At 71.1% G+C, this 20882-nt stretch carries 20 protein-coding genes; 12 read left to right on the forward strand and 8 right to left on the reverse strand.

The features are described 5' to 3' along the window. Positions 1-6 precede the first annotated feature (6 nt). Positions 7-1200 (forward strand): LLM class flavin-dependent oxidoreductase, encoded by a 1194-nt coding sequence (locus ACCP09_RS21000; protein WP_433749232.1) that lies wholly within the window; start codon positions 7-9, stop codon positions 1198-1200. Then, positions 1197-2405, forward strand: coding sequence for a cytochrome P450 (locus ACCP09_RS21005; protein WP_433749235.1), 1209 nt, complete (start codon positions 1197-1199; stop codon positions 2403-2405). The genes ACCP09_RS21000 and ACCP09_RS21005 overlap by 4 nt, the downstream gene beginning before the upstream one ends. A gap of 4 nt (positions 2406-2409) precedes the next feature. On the opposite strand, the gene ribB is transcribed toward ACCP09_RS21005, so the two are convergent. The 3 genes from ribB to ACCP09_RS21020 form a co-directional block, all read right to left on the reverse strand. Next, the gene (ribB, locus tag ACCP09_RS21010; protein WP_433749238.1) at positions 2410-3684 is read right to left on the reverse strand and encodes a 3,4-dihydroxy-2-butanone-4-phosphate synthase; all 1275 of its coding nucleotides are present in this window, start codon (positions 3682-3684) and stop codon (positions 2410-2412) included. Positions 3685-3758: 74 nt separating this feature from the next. Beyond that, a complete protein-coding gene (locus ACCP09_RS21015; RefSeq protein ID WP_433749241.1) occupies positions 3759-4049 on the reverse strand; it encodes a 4a-hydroxytetrahydrobiopterin dehydratase in 291 nt (96 codons plus the stop codon). 1 nt (position 4050) lies between these two features. After that, complete coding sequence (locus ACCP09_RS21020) at positions 4051-4725, reverse strand: Coq4 family protein (protein ID WP_027930179.1); 675 nt, start codon at positions 4723-4725, stop codon at positions 4051-4053. Between the two features lie 58 nt (positions 4726-4783). Here ACCP09_RS21020 and ACCP09_RS21025 point away from each other — a divergent pair, with 58 nt between their 5' ends. The 3 genes from ACCP09_RS21025 to ACCP09_RS21035 all read left to right on the forward strand — a co-directional run bounded on the left by ACCP09_RS21025 (position 4784) and on the right by ACCP09_RS21035 (position 7692). Beyond that, positions 4784-5359: a TetR/AcrR family transcriptional regulator gene (locus ACCP09_RS21025; RefSeq protein ID WP_433749244.1), complete on the forward strand. Its 576-nt coding sequence runs from the start codon at positions 4784-4786 to the stop codon at positions 5357-5359. Between the two features lie 95 nt (positions 5360-5454). Next, entirely contained in the window at positions 5455-6471 is a 1017-nt protein-coding gene (locus ACCP09_RS21030) for a phosphotransferase family protein (protein ID WP_433749247.1), read from the forward strand. A 9-nt stretch (positions 6472-6480) separates the two neighbouring features. Next, a complete protein-coding gene (locus ACCP09_RS21035) occupies positions 6481-7692 on the forward strand; it encodes an acyl-CoA dehydrogenase family protein (RefSeq protein ID WP_433749250.1) in 1212 nt (403 codons plus the stop codon). A gap of 4 nt (positions 7693-7696) precedes the next feature. Here the strand turns inward: ACCP09_RS21035 and ACCP09_RS21040 are convergent, their stop codons facing one another. Then, positions 7697-8347: a TetR/AcrR family transcriptional regulator gene (locus ACCP09_RS21040; RefSeq protein ID WP_433749253.1), complete on the reverse strand. Its 651-nt coding sequence runs from the start codon at positions 8345-8347 to the stop codon at positions 7697-7699. A 146-nt stretch (positions 8348-8493) separates the two neighbouring features. Between ACCP09_RS21040 and ACCP09_RS21045 the strand changes: the two genes are divergently transcribed. The 5 genes from ACCP09_RS21045 (at position 8494) to ACCP09_RS21065 (ending at position 14543) form a co-directional block, all read left to right on the forward strand. Further along, entirely contained in the window at positions 8494-9930 is a 1437-nt protein-coding gene (locus tag ACCP09_RS21045; protein WP_228685268.1) for an MFS transporter, read from the forward strand. Further along, positions 9927-10871: a thiamine pyrophosphate-dependent dehydrogenase E1 component subunit alpha gene (locus ACCP09_RS21050; RefSeq protein WP_027930177.1), complete on the forward strand. Its 945-nt coding sequence runs from the start codon at positions 9927-9929 to the stop codon at positions 10869-10871. Before ACCP09_RS21045 ends, ACCP09_RS21050 begins: the two co-directional genes overlap by 4 nt. Beyond that, positions 10868-11869 carry an alpha-ketoacid dehydrogenase subunit beta gene (locus ACCP09_RS21055; RefSeq protein ID WP_433749257.1) on the forward strand — a complete coding sequence of 334 codons (1002 nt, stop codon included), beginning with the start codon at positions 10868-10870 and terminating at the stop codon, positions 11867-11869. Before ACCP09_RS21050 ends, ACCP09_RS21055 begins: the two co-directional genes overlap by 4 nt. Positions 11870-11883: 14 nt before the next feature. After that, positions 11884-13383, forward strand: coding sequence for a dihydrolipoamide acetyltransferase family protein (locus tag ACCP09_RS21060; protein ID WP_433749260.1), 1500 nt, complete (start codon positions 11884-11886; stop codon positions 13381-13383). A gap of 74 nt (positions 13384-13457) precedes the next feature. Next, complete coding sequence (locus tag ACCP09_RS21065) at positions 13458-14543, forward strand: alcohol dehydrogenase catalytic domain-containing protein (RefSeq protein WP_433749263.1); 1086 nt, start codon at positions 13458-13460, stop codon at positions 14541-14543. Here the strand turns inward: ACCP09_RS21065 and ACCP09_RS21070 are convergent. From ACCP09_RS21070 to ACCP09_RS21085, 4 genes are read right to left on the reverse strand one after another with little or no spacing between them, the layout of a single operon-like run. After that, positions 14540-15421 carry an SDR family NAD(P)-dependent oxidoreductase gene (locus ACCP09_RS21070; protein ID WP_433749266.1) on the reverse strand — a complete coding sequence of 294 codons (882 nt, stop codon included), beginning with the start codon at positions 15419-15421 and terminating at the stop codon, positions 14540-14542. The genes ACCP09_RS21065 and ACCP09_RS21070 overlap by 4 nt on opposite strands. Further along, positions 15418-16179 (reverse strand): SDR family NAD(P)-dependent oxidoreductase, encoded by a 762-nt coding sequence (locus tag ACCP09_RS21075; RefSeq protein WP_433749269.1) that lies wholly within the window; start codon positions 16177-16179, stop codon positions 15418-15420. The genes ACCP09_RS21070 and ACCP09_RS21075 overlap by 4 nt, the downstream gene beginning before the upstream one ends. A gap of 4 nt (positions 16180-16183) precedes the next feature. Beyond that, positions 16184-17305: a hypothetical protein gene (locus ACCP09_RS21080; protein WP_433749272.1), complete on the reverse strand. Its 1122-nt coding sequence runs from the start codon at positions 17303-17305 to the stop codon at positions 16184-16186. A 6-nt stretch (positions 17306-17311) separates the two neighbouring features. Continuing rightward, complete coding sequence (locus ACCP09_RS21085) at positions 17312-18382, reverse strand: LLM class flavin-dependent oxidoreductase (protein ID WP_433749275.1); 1071 nt, start codon at positions 18380-18382, stop codon at positions 17312-17314. A 103-nt stretch (positions 18383-18485) separates the two neighbouring features. Between ACCP09_RS21085 and ACCP09_RS21090 the strand changes: the two genes are divergently transcribed. Beyond that, a complete protein-coding gene (locus ACCP09_RS21090; protein WP_433749278.1) occupies positions 18486-19292 on the forward strand; it encodes a MaoC/PaaZ C-terminal domain-containing protein in 807 nt (268 codons plus the stop codon). A 103-nt stretch (positions 19293-19395) separates the two neighbouring features. Then, positions 19396-20862, forward strand: a complete 1467-nt coding sequence (locus ACCP09_RS21095; RefSeq protein WP_433749281.1) for an MFS transporter — start codon at positions 19396-19398, stop codon at positions 20860-20862. The last annotated feature ends 20 nt before the right edge of the window (positions 20863-20882 follow it).

Consider the following 20882-nt stretch of genomic DNA (forward strand, 5'->3'; position numbering starts at 1 on the left):
AGTCTGATGACCAGCAGTGTGTCGAGCCGGATGCGGTTCGGTGTCTTCCTCGGGCCGGAGCACAAACCCGGGAACAACCCGACCTGGGACCTGGAGCGCGACCTGCAGTTCGTCGAGCACCTGGACCGCCTCGGGTTCGACGAGGCGTTCATCGGTGAGCACCACTCCAGCGGCTGGGAGATCATCTCGAGCCCGGAGCTGTTCATTGCGGCCGCGGCCCAGCGGACGCGTGACATCAAGCTCGCCACCGGCGTGATCTCGCTGCCCTACCACCACCCGCTGATGGTCGCCGAGCGCATCACGATGCTCGACCACCTCACGCGCGGCCGGCTGATCGTCGGGGTCGGGCCCGGGGCGCTGCCGTCGGACGCGGCGATGATGGGTCTGGAGTACACGCAGCTGCGGGAGCGGATGGAGGAGTCGCTGGAGGCGATCCTCGCCCTGTTCACCGAGGACGGGGTGATCGACCGCAAGACCGACTGGTTCGAACTGCGGCGGGCGCAGCTGCAGATGCTGCCCTATACGCGACCGCATCCGCCGATCGCCGTCACCGCTGTGGTGTCCCCGGCCGGGGCGAACCTGGCCGGCCGGTTCGGGCTGCCGATGCTGGCGCTGGCGGCTGCCAGTCCGGCGGGCAGCAAGGTGCTGGCCAAGCACTGGGAGATGTACTCCGAACAACTCGCTCGACACGGTTTCGGCGAACCCGACCGCGCCGACTGGCGTCTGGTCAGCTGCGTGCATGTCGCGCCGACGCGGGAGGAGGCCGAACGGCAGGTCGCCTACGGCATCGACCATGCGGCGCGCTACGCGCTGCGTGACGCGAGCTTCCTCAAGGCCGTGTACGAGACATCGGGCCTGCCGGAAGACGCGCCCTGGCTGGACGTCTTCCGCGCCTCGCAGCTGGGCGTGGTGGGTTCGCCGGAGGACGTCATCGAGCACATCGAGTACATGCAGGAGATCTCCGGCGGGTACGGCACGCACCTGATCCGGGTGCTCGACTGGGCGAGTCCGCGGGACACGCTCGACTCCTACGAGCTGTTCGCGCGCGAGGTGGCGCCGCACTTCCAGGATTCGGCCACCCGCAGGGTGGAGAACTGGCGGACGTTCTCCGGGTCGGAAGGCGAGTTCCAGAAGGCGCTCACCGCGGCCAACCAGCGGGCGCAGCAACGTTACGACGCCTCCCGGTCGCTGGAGTCGTGACGGTGGGCCCGAGCGTGCCGGACTTCGACCTCCTGGGAGACGAGTGCCGGCGCGATCCCTCCGCTGCCTTCGCCGCCGCACGGGACGAGTCGTGGATCGTGCGGACGGTGCGCGGGTACGAGGTGATCACCTACGCCGCGTGCCGCGAGCTGAGCGTGGATCGCCGGCTGGACAGCGTGGGGCCGTCCTACTACCGGGACCTCGGCGCGTCCGGGGAGATCATGTGGTACGCCACGCAGGCGTCCCTGCCCATGATCGAGGAGCCCCGGCACGCGCGGATCCGCAAGGCCTTGCAGTACGGCTTCACGCGACCGCGCATCGAGGGGCTGCGTCCCCGGATGCGCGAGATCGCGGCCCGTCTCCTCGACCGGCTGACCGATCGCGATCCCTTCGACCTCGTCGGCGATTTCACCGACATCTACCCCATCGAGGTGCTGTGCGCGCTGATGGGCGTGCCCGAGGCGGACATCGCCCGCTTCCGCGGCTGGACGGTCGACCTCGGGCTGCTGGCCAAGTTCCCGCTCCAGCCGCACATGGCGCGAATCGACGCCGCGATCCGCGGCCTGCGCGAGTACCTGGGCGAGCTGATCGAACGGCGACGGGCGGAACCCGGCGACGATTTCGTGAGCACGGTGATCGCCGCGCAGCGGGAAACCGGCACCCTGACCCCGGACGAACTGTGCGGGGCGTTGTTGAACCTGCTCTTCGCCGGCCACGACACGACCCGGTACCAGTTCGGGTCGGCCATACAACTGCTGGTGGAACACGGGCTGTGGTCGCGCTTGCGGGCGGCGCCGGAGGCGATCCCGGCGGCCGTCGAGGAGTCGATGCGGCTGGAACCGTCCCTGCACGTGCTGCTGCGGCAGGCGGTCGAGGACGTCGAGTACGCCGGCCTGACGATCCCGGCAGGCACGGCGCTGATCCTCAACACCTTCGCGGCCAACCGGGACCCGGCGATGTTCGCCGACCCGGACCGGTTCGACCTGCGCCGGGTGGACGCGGGGAGGCACCTGACGTTCGGGGTCGGCGGGCACATGTGCCTCGGGCACCTGCTCGCCCGGACCGAAATGAGCGAGGCCCTGCGGTTGTTCCTCGACCGGTTCCCGGGCCTCGCCCTGGCCGGGGAACCGGCCGTGCCCGCCGGGCTGTCGGCGATGAGCGGTGCCGAGCGGATCCCCATGACCGTGGGGAGCGGGCTCGGGTGAGGCGTCAGCCGCCGGCCGTTCCGTACGCGCGGGTCTCGCTGATCCCGGCGATCCGGTGCCCCATCCGGACGTTCTTGGTGAGCAGGTAGCCGATGTTGTCCGGCGTGACGGCGGCCGGCATCGGCACCCGTTCGGCGATCCCGATGCCACCGGACTCCAGCGCGGCGCACTTGGCCGGGTTGTTGGTCATCAGCCGCACCCGTCCCGCGCCCAGGTCGTGGAGGATCGCGGCGGCCTCGGTGTAGTCCCGGAGGTCGGCGGGCAGGCCCAGCTCGTGGTTGGCGTCGACGGTGTCGTACCCGCGTTCCTGCAGCGCGTACGCGGCCATCTTCGCCGTGAGGCCGATGCCGCGGCCCTCGTGGCCGCCCAGGTAGACCACGACGCCGGTGCCTTCCCGTGCGACGGACCGGAGCGAGTGCCGCAGCTGCGCGCCGCAGTCGCAGCGCTGGGAGCCGAAGACGTCGCCGGTGAGGCATTCGCTGTGCACCCGGACCAGCGGCGCCGGCGCCTTGTCCGGTTCGCCCATCACCAGTGCGAGGTGCTCGGCGCCGTCCACGCCGCGGTAGGCGTGCGCCGTGAAGGTGCCCTCCGCCGTGGGCATCGTGGTGACGGCCACGGCCGCCAGCCCGTGGCGTCGCCGGTGGGCGATCAGCTGCCGGATGGTGATGATCGGCAGATCGTGCTCGCGCGCGAAGGCCAGCAGTTCGGGCCTGCGGGCCATCGATCCATCCGCCGACACCAGTTCGCACAGCACGCCGACGGGGGACAGCCCGGCGAGGCGGCACAGGTCGACCGTCGCTTCGGTGTGCCCCGGCCGTTCGAGGACACCGCCGGGCCGGCCGCGCAGCGGCATCACGTGCCCGGGGCGCCTGAGGTCGGCGGGACGGGTCGTCTCCGCGGCGAGCATCCGGGCGGTGCGCGCCCGGTCCGCGGCCGAGATCCCGGTGCTGACGCCCTCGGCGGCGTCGCACGCCACCGCGAACGCCGTCCCGTGCGAGTCGGCGTTCGCGGCCGGCGGGACCATCGGGGGGAGGTCCAGCCGGTCGGCGCGGTCGGCGGGCATGGCCACACAGAGAAACCCGGAGGTGTGCCGGACGAAGAACGCCAGCGACCGCGCGTCGGCGAACTCGGCCGCCATCACCAGATCACCCTCGTTCTCGCGGTCCTCGTCGTCGACCACGAGCACGATGCCGCCGCGGGCGAGGGCGTCCAGGGCGGCCTGGACGGTGTCGAATCCGCGGCGCCCGGGAAGGGCGACGACGGCCGGTTCGGTTGCCATGCTGTCCTCCAACCAAGCGCTTGCTTGGATTGTGGCGCACCGCCGGCCCCGCTGTCAAAGCCGGAGACGTCGGATCAGGCGCCGTCGAGGAGGATCTGCAGCGCTTCGGCCAGCTCGACGTCCTGCGTGGTGATGCCGCCGGTGGTGTGGGTGGTGAGGCGGGACCGGACGGTGCGCCAGCGGATGTCGATGTCGGGGTGGTGGTTCATCTTCTCGGCCACTTCCGCCACCCGGTTGACCGCCTCGATCGCGAGCGGGAACGTGCCGAACGACATCGTGCGTTCCAGGCCGGTGCTGTCGGCGATCCACCCGGGCAGGCGGGCGAGCGCGGACTCGACTGCCGCCGGGGTCAGGAGCGCTGCCACGTCAGACCTCCATGGTCCGCGGGGTGATGCCGAGGTCGGCGCGGACGTCGGCGATGGGACGCTCCCACATCTCTTCCAGCGCGAAGGACAGGAACGGCTTGGCGGCGCGCCCTCGCGCGAATCCGGTGGCGAGCTCGTGCAGGTGTCGCCGCGCCTGTTCGGGGTCGGCCAGCACGTGGTGCAGGAGCACGGTCGATTCCTGGATCACACTGTGGATCATCGCCAGGCCTCCCTCCGCCGGCAGGTAGCGGTCCTGCTGGCCCAGGTAGAAGCCGGTGATCCCGGTTTCGTCGGCGACGCTCGTGGAGTAGCCGAGCAGGGTGTGCATGATGTCGTGCGTCTGGTAGATCCGCTGCCGGAGGTAGAGCGTGTCGTCGGACGGGGGAACCTCCGGATAGAAGTCCTGCCGGAGGCCGTGCCTGGTCATGTGTCTGCCGTAGGCGCCACCCAGGGTGTCTTCGGGCATGCGGGCGAGTCCGGTGATGTCACACGGCTTCGGCTGGTAGCGCGAGCGCAGCGCTTCGGCGGCGTACTCACTGCCGCGCCACATGTTTTCGATCCGTTCGTGGTCCTTTTCGGACTGTGCGTCCCGGAGGATGCGGTCCAGCTCCATCGCCTTCTCCGGCGTGGGCCGGTCGATCATCGTGAGGGCGTGGCCGAGCACTCGGTGATCCATGGGGGCTCCTCGCGTCGTCGCGAATTAGTGAGCAGAATGTTCCGTATATGCTGGAGCCGTGTCAAGCGATGAAGGTCGCCGCAGGCGCGGGCGTCCGGTCAGCCCCGAGGTCGACGAGCGCATCCGCCACGCCGCACTGGCACTGCTGCGTGAGGGTGGGTACGGCAAGCTGACCTTCGACGCGCTCGCCACGCGTGCCGGCGTCAGCCGGAACTCGCTCTACCGCCGGTGGACGTCGAAGGCGGAACTCGTGTTCGACGTCGTGTTCTCGGGAGCGCCCGATCTCGTCGTGCCCGACACGGGCAGTCTGGGCGGCGATCTGGCAGCGATCTTCGCCGCGTTCGCCGACGACTTCGGCAGGCCGGAGGTCGCCGCGGTGATCGGCGGCCTGATCGCGGATTCCCGGGGAGACGGGGATCTCCGGGAGCGGTTCGTGGCGCGGGTGGACGCGGCGACACGCGATGCGCTCGGCGAGGTCGCGCGGCGGGCGCGGGGGCGGGGTGAACGAGTTCCGGACGACGTGGAGGCCCTCACGCATCTGCTCGTGGGAGCCGCGATGTACCGGACGGTTGTCCTCGGCGCGGATCCGGGGCCCGTCCTGGCAGTGCTGGAAGCCCTGGTGTCCGGGTCGTGAGCTGTGACGTGCCAGGCGGCCGCTTGACGAGGCCGCTATCCGATCAGATGATTTGAACAACTGATCGGACAAGCGTCTCGACGAGGAGAATCCGCATGGCAAGCCCGCCCCTCCAGGACCACGCCGAGGCGATCGACCTCGGGCTGGTGAGCCGCCTGTTCCGGGAGGCGGGCATCGAACCGGCCGGCCCGCTCCGCGCGGACCTGCTGTCCGGTGGTCGCAGCAACCTGACCTTCGTGCTCACCGACGGCGCCTCCGAGTGGGTCTTGCGCCGTCCGCCGCTCGGTCACGTGTTGGCGACCGCCCACGACATGGACCGTGAGGCACGCGTACAGCGAGCCCTCGGCAGGGCCGGGTTCCCGGTGCCGCGGGTGGTGGTCACCTCCGCGGATCCATCCTTCTACGTGATGGCCCGCGTCCCGGGCACGGTGCTGCGGACCGATGCCGACCTCGCGGCAGTTCCGGTCGCCCGGCGTCGCGCGCTGGGGGAGGCCTACGTGGACGCTCTGGCCGCGCTGCACGCGGTCGATCCCGGAGCGGTGGGGCTCGGCGACTTCGGTCGCCCGGCCGGTTTCGCGGGCAGGCAGGTGGCGCGCTGGTCGAAACAGCTGGCGGGCTCGCGGTCTCGCGACCTGCCCGGACTGGACGAGCTGGCGACCCGGCTCGCGAACGCGGTGCCCGCGGACCAGCGCGGCGCGGTCGTCCACGGTGACTTCCGGCTCGACAACATGATCTTCGACCTGTCCGGCGCCCCGGAGCTGCGCGCCGTCCTGGACTGGGAAATGTCCACGCTCGGCGATCCGCTGACCGATCTCGGGCTGGTGTGGTTGTTCTGGGAAGGCTGGCGGGGGATCGACAACCCGATCGCGGGCACCGCCGGGACGCACGAGGGCTACCCGTCCTGGGGTGAGCTCGCCCAGCGGTACCGGCGCCGCTCCGACCTGCGTCTCGACGACTTCGCCTGGTACCAGGCCTTCGCGTGTTTCAAGCTCGCGGTGATCCTCGAGGGCATCCACTACCGCCATGCTCAGGGGCTCACCGTCGGCGAGGGGTTCGCCAGCATCGGCGACATGGTCGAGCCGCTCGTGTCGCGCGGCCTGGACCTGGTCTGAGGAGGGGCAGTGGATTTCACCTTCGACGAGCGCACCGAGAAGCTGCGGCGGGAACTGCTCGACTTCATGGACGAGGAGATCTACCCGGTCGAGGACCAGTTCGCGGACGAGGTGGCCGCGGGCAACCGGCGGCCTGCCGTGATGGCGCACCTGAAGGCCGAGGCGCAGCGGCGTGGTCTGTGGAACCTGTTCCTGCCTGATCCCGAGCACGGTGCGGGGCTGACGAACGTCCAGTACGCGCCCCTGGCGGAGATCACCGGGCGCAGTCCCGCGATCGCGCCGGAAGCGCTCAACTGCGCGCCCCCGGACACCGGCAACATGGAGCTGCTCGCCCTGTTCGGCACCGACGAGCAGAAGCGGCGCTGGCTGCACCCGCTGCTGGCCGGCGCCATCCGGTCGGCGTACTGCATGACCGAACCCGGGGTGTCCTCGTCCGATCCGGGGAACCTCACGACCACGATCGAACGGGACGGCGACGAGTACGTCCTGCGAGGCCGCAAGTGGTGGTCGACCGGGCTGCTGGCCGATGAGTGCGAGCTGCTCGTCGTGATGGGGGTGTCCGATCCTGCCGCGCCGCCGAAGTCGCGCTACAGCATCGTCCTCGTGCCGGCGGACACCCCCGGGGTGCGGAAGGTGCGCGGGCTGCGGATGTTCGGCTACACCCACGGCGCGAGCGGCGGACACGGTGAGGTCGAGTTCGACGGCGCCCGGGTGCCGCGGACCGCGCTGCTCGGCGAGGAGGGTGCGGGCACCGCACTAGCCCAGGCCCGCCTCGGGCCGGGGCGGATTCACCACTGCATGCGCATGGTGGGGATGGCCGAGCGCGGGCTCGAACTGCTGTGCCGGCGGGCGCTCGAACGGCAGACCTTCGGCACGGGGCTCGCCGACCAAGGGGTGATCCAGGAATGGATCGCCGAAGCGCGGGTGCGCATCGACCAGGTCCGGCTGCTCGTGTTGCGTGCCGCCTCCCTCATCGACCGGGAAGGCGCGCGTGCCGCGCGCACCGACATCTCGGCGATCAAGGTCGCCGCGCCCGCGATGACGGAATGGGTGCTGGACAAGGCGATCCAGGTGCATGGCGCCGCGGGCCTGTCGCAGGACACGCCGCTGGCCGAGCTGTGGGTCCAGGCGCGGACGATGCGGTTCATCGACGGCCCGGACGAAGTGCACCGCATGGTGGTGGCCCGGCGCGAGCTCGCCCGCCACCGCCCGGCGGACTGACTGTTCAGGCGCTGGACCGCGCCGCGGCGACAGCCATGGCGTGGTCCAGCCCGCCGGCCACGAACTCCGCCAGCGCCGTCAGCTGGCGCTCGGTCTCCTCCGACGGGACGCCGCCCATGGCCCACGACCATCGCGCCGTCATCTGGATCAACGTGTTGGCCGCGATGCTCCAGTTCAGCTCCTGCTCGTCGGCGGGCACGTCCGGGTAAGCCCGGGACACGAGCTCGTGCAGGAGCTTGTTCGTGGCGGGTGCGGTGCCGAGCAGGCGTTCGTCGTGGGCGAGGCTCAGCTGCCCGCAGATCGCCAGCCACCGCGCCGCTCGCTCGGGGTCGCGTTCGATCAGCTCCCGGTAGGGGATGGTGAGCAGCCCGACCAGATCTCGCGCGGTCGGGACCGTCTCCCGCGCCGCCAGCTCCTCGGCGAGGCCGTGGATCCGCTCGCGCACCGGCTCGCCGTCCCGCAGGAGCACGGCGTTGAGCAGGGCGTCCTTGCTGCCGAAGTGGTAGTGCACGGCCGCGGGCGCGAGCCCGGCCTCGGTGTTCACGGCTCGGATCGATACCCCGTCCACGCCTTGCTCGGCGAACAGTTTCGCCGCCGCGTCGACCAGCGCCGCGCGCGTCGCCTCACCGTCGCGCGGTCCACTCCGCCGGGCCATCGGTCCTCCTCGTGCCGGATTCAGGTCAGTCTACCGAGCAAGTGAACCGAACACTTGATTCGATCAGTTGATCGGAATAGGCTGCCCGTGAGCGAGGCCACCTCCCGGTGGTTCCGCAACGAAGCGGAGGTGAATCCTTGACGGCAGTGCAGCCGCCCGAGGCCCCAGTGCGCGCCGCCGAGCTCGGGCTCGGCCGTGCGATCGCGGTCCTCACGGTCCTCGTGTTCGTGACCGAGGTCGTGGCCCTGTCCTTCCAGCTGGTCACGCCGGCGCTGACCGAGATGTCGGCCGTGTTCCAGACGGCCCAGATCGGCTGGGTCGTCACGATCCTCAGCCTGGTGGGCGCCATCGCGGTCCCGCTGGCGGGCAAGTCGGCCGACATCAGAGGCAAGAAGAAGGTCATGGTGTGGCTGACGGCAGCCATGATCGTCGGCTCGATCGTCGTGGCCCTCGCGCCGACCTTCGGCGTCGTCCTCGCCGGCCGCGCCCTGCAGGGCCTGATGATCGCCGCCGGCCCGCTGACCTACTCGCTGATGCGCGACGTCATGCCCGGCCGCATGCTCGCGCTGGGTGCGAGCATCTCGACCACCGGTATCGGGCTGGTGACCGTGGCGGGCCCGTTCCTGTCCGGCTTCCTGATCGACCACTTCGGGTTCCGGGGTGTGTTCTGGTTCCTGGCGGGCCTCGGGGCGCTCGCGCTCGTGGCCCTGCTGGTCCTCGTGCCGGAGTCGCCCCTGCGGCTGCCGGCTCGCCTCGACGTGCTGGGCGGGGTGCTGCTCGGCGGAGCCGTGGCGTTGCTGCTGCTCGGCCTGACCTTCGGCCCGGAGCACGGCTGGGGGTCCCTCGCGGCCCTGCTGCCCCTGCTCGGCGGTGTGCTCGCGGGCGTGCTGTGGTGGTGGCACCAGCGGCGCGGCGATGAGCCGCTGGTCGACCTGCGGGTGGTCCGCGCCCGTCCGGTGTGGACGGTGATGGTCGCGGGTGCGGCCGTGATGACGGCCGTCACGGCCGCGGCCGTACTGATCCCGCTGATGGTGCAGACGCCGAGGGCGCTGGCAGGCAGTTACGGGTTCGACGCGACGGCGAGCGACGTGCCGCTGTACCTCGTACCGGCGGGAGTGGCGACCATGCTCGGCGGCTTCGCCATCGGTGCGCTGGCCCGCAAGCTGGGCCCGCACCGACTGCTGGTGCTCGGGGCGACCCTCATGGCCGTCGGCTCGGTCGCGCTCGCGTTCCTCCACGGCGAACCGTGGCAGGTCGTGACCGGGTACCTGATCAGCGGCGCCGGCAGCGGACTTGCGATGGGCGCGGTGCCGAACCTGGTGATCGCCGCGGTCCCGCCGGACCAGCAGGGGGTGACCGCCGGTGTGGTGAGCCTGTTGCAAAGCCTGGGATCCAGCGCCGGAGTGCAGATCATCTTCATCGTCCTGGCGCTGCAGGTCGTCGCCGTCGCTGGCGGCCAGCCGATCTACGCCGGATCGTCCTACACCATCGCGTTCATCCTGGTCGCCGCGCTGTCGCTGGTGGCAGTGGTGGCGGTCCTCGCCGCGGGAACGAGGCGGAAAGCACACGAGGAGGGGCAATGACCACAGTGGACCGCACCGAGTTGTCGGTGGCGCTGTTCACCACGATCGCGCGGGCCCGCGCGGTGGAGGACGCCCTGGCCGTCCACATCCGCGACCACGGTTTCGCGGGGTACTGGCATCCGGGCAAGGGCCAGGAGGCGGCCGCGACGGGCGCCGCCGCCGCGCTCGCACGCGACGACTACCTGTTCTACCAGGGGCGCGGCGTGACCTGGCCGCTGGCGAAGGGCATGGGGCTTGGCCCCATCATCGGTGACCTGCTCGGCAAGGCGACCGGATCCACCGGCGGCAAGGGCGCCGGCGTTCCGCACTGGGCCGACGCGTCGCTGGGCATCATGGGGGAGGGTGCCTCCCTGGGCAGCGTCTTCCACATCGCGGCCGGCGCCGCGCTGTCGGCGAAGATGCGGGGGACCTCGCAGGTGGCGCTCGCCGACTTCGGCGACGGCACCTCGGCACGCGGCACCTTCCACGAGACGCTGCTGCAGGCCTCGGTGTGGCGCCTGCCGCTGATCTACTTCTGCGAGAACAACGGTATTTCGGTCTCCACCCGGTTCGAGGACGTCAGCCCGACCAAGACGATCGCCGAACGCGCCGCAGCCTACGGCGTTCCGGGTGAGGTCGTCGACGGCCACGACGCGCTCGCGGTGTACGACGCGGTGGCGAAGGCCGTGGAACGGGCCCGGGCCGGGCAAGGGCCGACGCTGATCGAAGCGACGGTGACCCGCGTGGGCGGCCACTGGGAAGGCGACGCCCAGCAGTACCGCCCCGCCGATTTCCTGGCGGACTACCGGGATCCGCTGGAGATCATGCGCTCCCGCGTGGACGGCGATCTGGCCGACAAGATCGTGGCCGAGGCCCGTGACGAGGTGGCCGCCGCGCTCGAGGAGGCCGAAGCGGCCCCCTACCCCGACCCCACCGTGATCTTGAAGGACGTGTTCGCATGAGCGTGGAAACGGTGCCCGACACCGCCGTGATCAGCTACGACGCCGCCCAGGGTGCGGCGCTGGCGGAGGAGATGCGGCGCGATCCGACCGTGTTCCTGATGGGGCAGGACGTGGCGATGGGCGGCTTCTTCGGCGGCGGCCGCGGCCTGGTCGAGGAGTTCGGCCTGGAACGCGTCCGCAACACCGGCATCACCGAGGCCTTCATGGTCGGCGCCGCCGCCGGCGCGGCGATGACCGGCATGCGCCCGGTGATTCAGCTCGGCTTCGCCGACTTCAGCCTGATCGCCGGTGACGAGATCTTCCAGAAGCTCGGCAAGTGGCGGCACATGCACGGCGGCCAGTTCGAACTGCCCGCCGTGATCATCATGCCGATCGGCCCCAGCGGTGGTGCGGGTCCGGAGCACTCCGGCTCGATGGAAATGCTGCCCATGCACTTCCCGGGGCTCAAGGCGGTCGTGCCGTCGAATCCCGCGGACGCCAAGGGATTGCTCAAGGCCGCCATCCGGGATCCGAACCCGGTGCTGTACTACCCGAGCAAGCAGCTCAACTTCAAGCGCGGCCCGGTGCCCTCCGACCCGGACCTGGTGATCCCGCTGGGCCAGGCCGCGATCGCGCGGCCCGGAACCACGGTCAGCGTGATCAGCTACGGCTGCATGGTCCCGCGCGTTCTCGAGGCGGCGCAGGCGCTGTCGGCGGAGTCGATCGACCTGGAGGTGATCGACCTGCGCACCCTGGTCCCGCTGGACCGGGACACGATCCTCGCCTCGGTGACGAAGACCGGGCGCGCGATGATCGTGCACGAGGCGCCCCGGACCGCCGGCCCCGGCGCGGAGATCGCCGCGCTGATCCAGGAGCACTGCTTCTACGCGCTGGAGGCGCCGGTGGCCCGGCTGGGCGCGGTCGACGCGCCGATCCCGGCCAGCCGCTTCCTCGAAGACCTCTGCTTCCCCAGCGTCACCGACATCGTCGAGCTGGCCCGACGGCTCGCTCGCGCCTGATCCGGAGATCTCCCATGACGACCCTGATCGATGTCCACCTGCCGCACATGGGTGTGGTGGAACAGGCCGTGCTGACCTCCTGGCTGCGGTCGCCCGGCGACCGCGTCGAGGCCGACGAGCCGCTGTGCGAGGTGTCGACCGACAAAGTCGACACCGAAGTGGTGTCACCGGTGTCCGGCGTACTCGTCGGCTACGTCGCCCAGATCAACGACGAGGTGCCCGTCGGCGCCGTGATCGCCCGCTTCGCGCCGCCGGAGGCCACCGACGACGAGATCGCCGAGGCGATCCGCGGCGGGTCCGCACCAGCGCCGGCCGCCACGCCCGCACCAGCGCCGGCCGCCACGCCCGCACCCGCGCCGGCCGCCACGCCCGCACCCGCGCCGGCCGCCACGCCCGCGCCGGAGCCGGAGCCGGTCGCGCCAGTGCGACCGGAACCGTCGGTCAACGGGCACGCCCCCGGCGCCACCGAGGCGAAGCCGGCACCGCTCGCCGTCGCCGAGCCACCCGAGGACGCGTCCCTGGTCCTCCGGGCCGGATGGCTGCCCCTGCCCGCGTTCGCCGCACCAGTGGCCGGGCGCGGCAAACCGGCCACTCCGCTGGTGCGGAAGCTGGCCAAGGAGCGCGGCCTGGACCTCGCGCGGATCGACGGCACCGGCCCGGGCGGGCGGGTGACGCGCAAGGACATCGAGGCCGCGACGGCGGCGCGGGAAACGGCGCCGCAGCCCGCCACACCGGCGCCGCAACCGGCCCGCCCGGCGGCCGTCCGCAGCGGGGGAGTGGAGCTGCCCCGGGGCTATGACGAGGTCGCCCACGAGGCCGTCCCGCTGACGCCGCAACGCCGCGCCATCGCCCGCAACCTCCTGGAGTCGGTGAGCACCGCGCCGCAGCTGACCGCCCAGGTGGACGTGGACATGTCCGCCGTGACGCGGGTGCGCGCGCAGGTGAACGAGCGCAGGCTCGCCCGGGGTGAGACGAAACTGAGCTTCCTGCCCTTCATCGCGCGGGCGTTGTGCGCGACGGTGGCCGAGCACCCGGACCTGAACGCCACCTTCACCGAGGACCACCTGCTGCGCTGGCGTCCGGTGAACCTGGGCGTCGCCATCGACGCGCCGCAGGGGCTGCTGGTCCCGGTGATCCGGGACGCCGAGCGCCTCACGGCACCCGCGCTCGGGGACGCCATGGCGGACCTGACGCGTCTCGTTCGTGACCGGCAGGTGAGCGCCGCCGACCTGACGGGTGGCACGATCACGATCAGCAACTCGGGCAGCGCGGGCGGGGTGACCGCCACGCCGATCCTGACCCGGCCGCAGGTGGCCTCGCTCGGGATCCCGGCGATCGTCCGCACCCCGGTGGCCGTCACCTCACCCGAGGGCGAGGAGTACGTCGCGATCCGCCCGGTCGCGCGGTTCGGCCTGACCTTCGATCACCGCGCGTTCGACGGGGTCGCCGCACTGCGCGCCCTGCAGGCGATCCAGCACAAGCTGGAAACCTGGTCGGCCGAGGCCTACCTGTGAAACTCCGGACGGCGGGTGGAGCGTCGGCTGCCTGCCCGCCGTCCGGCCCCAGCACTCGTGAGAAGGGACAGCCGATGCGGGCAGCGGTACTGCGCAAGGGAGAACTCGTCGTGGCGGAGGTGCCCGAGCCCGAACCCGGGCCGGGGCAGCTGCTGGTGCGGCCGATCGCGACCGGCATCTGCGGCAGCGACCTGTCGGCCTGGCAGCACACGGACGATTTCCTCCGTGCCCATGCCGACGCGGACGTGCCCGGTGAGATGTTCGACCCGGACCGCGATCTGGTCTTGGGCCACGAGTTCACCGCCGAGGTGCTGAGCACCGGAACCGGCGTGAACGGGTACCGGCCGGGCCAGAAGCTGGTAGTCCTGCCGGCGGTGGTGGACCGGGAAGGTCTTCCGCACACCGTCGGCTACTGCACCGACTACCCGGGCGGACTGGCCGAACGGGTGGTCGTCCAGGCCTACGGTCACCTCGAGATCCCGGACTCGGTGTCCCCGGTGCACGCGGCGGTGACCGAGCCGATGGCGACGGGGGTCAATGCCGTCCTGCGGGCCGGCACTACCGCGGCGGACGGTGCGATCGTGACCGGGTGCGGCCCGGTCGGGCTCGGTGCCGTCGTAGAACTGGCGCACCGCGGGGTGTACCCGATCGTGGCTTCGGACCCCTCGCCCGTGCGGCGCGCGATCGCGTCCGAGTGTGGCGCGCACTTCGTGGTCGATCCGCTGCGGGAAGACCCGGTCGCGGTGTGGAAGGCGAACGCGGGTGCGGACACGCAGCTGCACGTGATCGAGGCCGCCGGAGCACGCGGGCTGCTGGACCGTCTGATGGCGACGGTGCCGAAGTTCACCCGCATCCTGATCGTCGGCGCGGGCATGGTGCCCGACCCGATCCGCCCGGTGGTCGGCATCCTGACCAACGTGTCGCTGGAGTTCGTCGGCGGGCCGGGAAAGGGGGAGACCGGGTACCGGGCCTTCGAGGTGATGTTCGAGCACATCGTGGCGGGCCGGTTCGATCCGGCGACCGTCGTCACCGGCTACGCCGGGCTCGAGGCCGTCGCGGACGTCTTCGCCGCCCTCCGTCCCGCCGACGCGCATGCGATCGAGCACGTCAAGGTCCTGGTGCGGCACGACATCACCGAGCCGGGGATCCTGCCCGCCTAGAGGTGCCCGGTGGTCCGCTCGAACGTGTCACGCAACTTCCGGCGGGTGGGTTCGTGCTCCAGGAAGGCGGGGATGTTGTCGTGCGGACCGTCGGTCGCTGCGCGCAACGACAGGCCGCCGTCGACGACCAGGTTCTGTCCGGTGGTGTAGCTGCTCAGATCGGAGAGCAGGAACATCACCGTGGCGGCCACCTCCGCGACCGCGCCCCGGCGGCCGAGCGGGATCAGGTCGCGCTCCAGACGGCCGTCCGAACCCGCGCCGGAGTGGGCGCGTGGGCTGTCCACGAGTCCCCAGGCGACGCTGTTCGCGCGGATCCCGAGTGGACCGAGTTCGACGGCCATTGTCCGCGTCACTGCCTCCAGTGCACTCCGGGCGGCGCCGTACGGGGAGAACCACGGCATGGCCCGCCGCGCGCCGGCGACCGACAGGTTCACCAGTGCGCCCCCTCGCCCCACCGCCATCCGGCGAGCGGTGATCTGGCAGGTCCGCACGGCGTACTCGAGATTGAGCCCGAGGCTGTGCCGCCACTGATCCGGCGTCAGGTCGAGGAAGTGGCCGATGTCGTCCGGGGTCACGCCGCCGACCACGTTGACGAGCGAATGCACGGTGGTGGCGGCGATCGCCCGCTCCAGGTCGCCGATTCCCTCGTCGGTGGTGATGTCCGCCCTGACACCGGTGACCTCGGCGAATCGGTCCTCCAGCTGCGCGAGGCGGTCGGCGGCCTTGTCGGCAACGAGCACCCGCGCGCCCGAGCGCACCAGCATGGCCACCACAGCGGTCCCGACGCCGCCACCAGCCCCGCCGACGACGACCGAGGTCTGCCCGGCCAGCCCGGGAAAGCAGTGATCGGGAACCGGTGGGATCGGCAGGGGCGTCACAGCGGCATCACGCTGCCTCCGTTCACGCGGATCACCTGGCCGGTGATGTACGAGGCGCCGTCGCCGGCCAGGAACACCACCACCGAGGCGACCTCGGCGGCCTCGCCGGGCCGGCCCAGTGGGATGGCCGCCGATTGCTCCTCGACGACCCGCCGAGCGTCGTCGGCATCGCGGAAATGGGCGCCGGTCATGGCGGTGAGGATGTAGCCGGGGGAGACGGCGTTCACTCTGATCCCCGCTGGGCCCAGCTCGCGCGCGAGGCTCCGCGTCAGCTGCGGCACCCCAGCCTTCGGGATGCTGTAGGCCGCCAGACCGGGGACTGCCGCGTCGACGGTGCCGGATCCGACGTTGACGATCGAGCCGCCGCGCGCCATGACCGAGGCCGCGGCCTGGCAGCCGAACACGAGGCTCTTGAGGTTCACCGCGACTCCGCGGTCGAACTCGTCCTCGGTGACCGTGGCGACCGGCCCGCGCGAGGTGACGGCGCCCGCGACGTTGGCGTAGACGTCCAGACGGCCGTACCGTGCGGTGACGTCGGCGACCAGCGCCCGCACCGCGGGCAGATCGGTGACGTCGAGGTGCACGCCATTGGCTGCGGCTCCGGCTTTGTCAGCGGTGTCCCGGGCGGCGTCGCCGTCGCGGTCGGTGCACACGACCACAGCGCCGGCCTCGGCGAGCGCGATCGCGGTCGCCCGGCCGATCCCGCTCCCCGCGCCGGTGACGACAGCGACCCGGCCATCCAGGTCAGCAGGCGTCATCGCGTTACCGCGCGAGGGCCGACCGGTCGGTTCCGAGGTGGTGCCCGCGATGGTCCACGACCTCCGGCGGCAGCGGCTCCTCCTGGACCTGCTCGTCCACAGCGACCTCGATCTTCACCGGGGTCAGGGCGGTGAGCGCCTGCTCGATCCGGGACTTCCACATGCCGTTGCGGATGAGGCTGTCCCGGTTGAAGCTCACCGTCAGCAGGGCGGCGTCGAGCGTGCCGTCCCGGGAGATCTCGAACCGCCACCGCGAGATGCCGTCGATCTTGGCGAGTGCCTTCCTGACCGCGGTGAGCGACAGCCAGCGGCCGCGCACCAGCACCGACTCGCCCACCGTGTGCAGCGGTGCGGGCACCACCCCGGCCTCACCGGCGATGGTCACGTGCCCGGTCCGGATGGCCACTGTGGACAGTTCGGGGTGCCAGGTGTGCCGGACGACGATTTCCGCGCGCGTACCGGGCACTGGCGGGTCGAGCAGGGTGTTGTCGTCCAGCGCCGCGAGGGCGAGCAGACCGGGCTCGGCGGGGACGAGCCGTCCGGCGTCGTCGCGGTGGGCGACCGGGATGCCGGTGACCGGATCGGTGTAGAGCTCGACGACGGTGGCCCCGAACTCGCGGGCGAGGTGCCGTCGGGTCTTGTCGTCGGTGATCTCGCCGGTGAGCAGGATCAGCCGGAGTTCCAGGTCGAGCGGGTCGACCAGGAACTCCAGGTGCAGCCGCGCGAGCAGGTCGGCGACCCCGGTGGGAGTCGCCACGAGGACATCGGACCGGGTGCGTTCGAGCGTTTCGAGCAGCCGCATGCGGCCCCTCGGACCGACCGAGATCGCGGACTCGGCGATGTCGGCGGCCGCCTCGGCGACACGGGCGCCGGCGAGGTCGCCGTCGCTGTTGAGCGCGACCACGACCCGGTCCCCGGCGCCGAGACCGGCATCGGCGAGTGTCGCCTTGGTGAGCTGGTGGGCGTGCTTGCGTGCGACCGGCCCCAGGGGAACCGCGATGTCGGCGGTGGGGGTCCCCGCGAGCAGGCCGGTCGCCTTCGACGGGTCGAGCACGGTGGCGGCGAGGTCCGCCCGCGTTCCCCACGTCAGCGTGCCGGCCTCGGCGCCGGCCAGGTTCGTCGTCATGTGTCCCTACATCCCTGCCACTTCGGAGGCGAACAACTTGATGGTGTCGAGCACGTGCTCCTGGGCCAGTCCGCCGACCTGGAACTGGCAGATCAGGTCGGTGGCTCCGGCTTCGTGGAGGCGCTGCAGCGCCTTGCGGGAGCCGTCCACGTCGTCGCACACGATCATGTGGTGGTCGCGCAGGATCTCGAGCGCGTCCTCGGCGCTGCGGCCCACGGCCTCCTGCCCGAGCACCCGGTGCGTGGCGTGCCGCGCGTCGTAGTAGTCGGGCGGCGCGACCAGGTTCACCTGGCGGCGCATGTACCACATGATCGCGTCGGCCGCGTTCTCGTAGGCCGCCTCGCGGGTCGGTGCCACGTGCCACGGGATCATCAGCGCGACCCGGCGGGAGTCGGGGTCGAAACCGTTGTCCGAAAGAGCCTTGCGGTAGGCGGCGATGTCCTCGGCGACGTCGTCGAGCCCCTTGAGCATCGTCATGCCCAGCAGGTTGTAGCCGCGCTTGGCGGCCTGCAGGTACCCGTCCAGCGAGGTCGACGCGACCCAGACCGGCGGATGCGGTTCCTGTACCGGCCGCGGGTACACGCCCACGTCGGGCACGCTCCAGTACTCGTGCTCGGCGGTCACCGGGGCGCCGTCGGCCTCGAAGATCCGCAGCACGGTGTCGAGGTTGTCCTCCCACAGCTGCCGGGACTGCTCGAACGGCCGCTGGAACGACTGGTACTCCAGTGGGGACGCTCCCCGGCCGGTGCCGAACTCGACGCGGCCGCGGGACAGGATGTCCAGGGTGGCGACCCGCTCTGCGGTGCGCACCGGGTGCTGGAACGGCAGCAGCACCACGCCCAGGCCGAGTCGGATCCGCTCGGTCATCCGGGCCAGGGCGGCCAGCACCAGGTCCGGCGCGGAGGAATGGGAGAACCCCCGCGTGAAGTGGTGCTCGACGAACCACGCCGTGCTGTAGCCGAGTTCGTCGGCCAGCACGACTTGTTCGAGCACGTTTTCGAAGGCGCGCTGCTCGACCTTCCGGGAGCGGCCGCGAACCTCCAGTTCGTAGCCCATCCCCACCCGAATCGGTGCCATCCGCGGTCTCCCTCTCTATACCAAGCGCTTGCTCAAGTCAGTAAGCTACCGCAGCGGGGACACCGGTTCAACCCTCGCGAGCCGCCCCGGAAAGGACTTTCCGATGACACTGGCGCAGTTCACCGGCACGGATCTCGGCACGCGGGTCGCGGAGTACGGGGAACGTGACGCGATCCTCTACGCGCTCGCGGTGGGTGCCCGCGAACACGACCTCGACCTGGTCTTCGAACGCGACCTCAAGGTGCTGCCGACCTTCGGTCTGACGCAGGGGCTGTGGGTGGCCGACGCGGCCGGTGAACTCGGCGTGTTCCGGCCCGAGTCGGCCCTGCACGGCGCGCAGTCTCTCGTCGTCCATTGCGCCCTGCCGCCCTCGGGGCGGTTTCCGATCTCCGGCCGCATCGGCGGCATCTGGGACAAGGGCCGCTCGGCGGTGGTCGACGTGATCGCCGAGTGCGAGTACTTCACGGCCACCTACTCGATCTTCCTGCCGGGACAAGGTGGCTGGGGTGGTGATCCTGGTCCGCGTCAGGCCGGCGGGGACCTCGGTGAGCCGGCCTGGCGGGCGGCGGTGCCGATTCTGCCGCAGCAGGCCGCGCTCTACCGGCTCACCGGTGACCGGCATCTGATCCACATCGATCCCGCGGCGGCCCGGGCGGCGGCTCTGCCGGGACCGATCCTGCACGGGCTCTGCACCCTGGGTCTGGTGGCCCGAGAGGTCTCCGCTGCCGTGAAACGCGAGCCGTGGCATCTGACTTCGATCGAGGCGCGGTTCTCGGCTCCGGTCCTGCCGGGCGGGACGCTCGAGGTCGAAGCCGAACCGGTACCCGAGGACAACGCGGTCCGTTTCCAGGCGCTCACGGATGGTGCCACCGTGCTCAAGGCCGGCCGGGCGACCTTCCGGGCCGGATGAAATCAAGTGCAACGAACACTTGATTCGATCACTTGATCGGCTTACGGTGGTCGCCATCACACGCCGGGGAAGTCCCGGCCGGACCCGCACAAGGGAGTGCTCGATGGTCCATCAGGAACAATCTCCGGACGCGGTCAAGCAGCGGTCGACGGGTTACTGGATCGGTGTCCTGCTCGTCCTGACGCTCCTGTCGGAGGAGACCGCGTACGCCTACAACCTGGTAACCCCCGCGCTACCGCACATGGCGGCCGCTCTCCAGACGGCGGACATCGTGTGGGTGTCCACTTTGTTCAGCCTCGTCGGCGGGGTCACCGCACCACTGGTGGGCAAGCTGGGTGACATCTACGGCAAGAAGCGCGTCCTGCTGGCCACCATCGCCGTGATGGCGGTGGGCTCCCTGACCGTCGCGTTCGCGCAGTCGCTGGCCGTGGTTCTCATCGGGCGGGCGATGGAAGGCGTGGCCATCTCGATCGTGCCGCTGGCCTACTCGATCATGCGCGACATCTTCCCGCGCCGCCTGGTCGCCATCGGTGTCAGCGTGGTCACCTCCGGTATCGGCCTCACCGGTATTCTCGCCCCGATCATCGCGGGCTTCCTCATCGACAACTTCAGCTACCGCGGCGTGTTCTACTTCCTCGCCGCGTTCCCGGTGGTGCTGGGGTTCCTGGTGATGCTCGTCGTGCCCGAGTCGCCGGTGCGCGTCCGGTCGGGCATCGACTGGGGTGGTGCGCTGCTCCTCGGCGCGTCGATCGGCCTGCTGCTCACCGGCGTCTCCCAGGGCGCGACGTGGGGATGGGGTTCCGGGGCGACCCTGGCTTGCCTCTTCGGCGGTGCCGTGGTGTTCGGCGCCTGGGTCGCATTCGAGAAGCGCGCGCGGTTCCCGCTGGTCGACGTCGCGCTCGCGCGGCGCAGGCCGCTGATGACCACCATGGTCGCGCAGTTCGCGGCGCAGGGTGTGATCGCGCTCCAGTTCGTCCTGCTGGCCTATGTCGTGCAGGTGCCCCGGTCGGTCGGCAGTGACTACGGCCTCGGTCAGGACGCGAGCGGGCTGGCGTGGTTCACGTCGCCGGGTGCGGTCATCTCGATGCTGATGGGCTTCGCCGTCGGCTTCATCGCCAACCGGCGCGGAGCCCGCAACCCGCTGGTGTTCGCGTTCGTCTTCGGTATCGCGGGCTGCCTGCTGCTGGCGTTCATGCACAGTCTGTCCTGGCAGGTCCTGCTCGGCTGGTTCGTGTTCGCCATCGGCGGTGGCATGCTCAACGCGGCGGTGCCGAACCTGGTGGTCACGGCCGTGCCGCCGGAACACCAGGCGGTGAGCGCCGGAACGGTCGGGGTGGTCGGATCCCTCGGTGCCGCCGTGGTGGTCCAGCTGGTGTTCGTCATCCTCGCGTCGAGTGTGCTGACCGTGGTGGAGGGTTCTCCGATCTACAGCAGCACGGCCTTCACCTGGGCCTACGCCTTCGGAGCCCTGATCTGCCTGGCCGGCCTGATCGCCGCGATCGCGATGCGGCACGGCAGGCAGGCGATGGCCGAAACCGTCGAGCAGGCGCCGGCGGTCTCCGCGCACTGACCCACCGTCTGGTAAGGCCC

The organism is Amycolatopsis sp. 3B14 (assembly GCF_050958625.1).
In the GTDB taxonomy this organism is placed as follows: domain Bacteria; phylum Actinomycetota; class Actinomycetes; order Mycobacteriales; family Pseudonocardiaceae; genus Amycolatopsis_E; species Amycolatopsis_E thermoflava.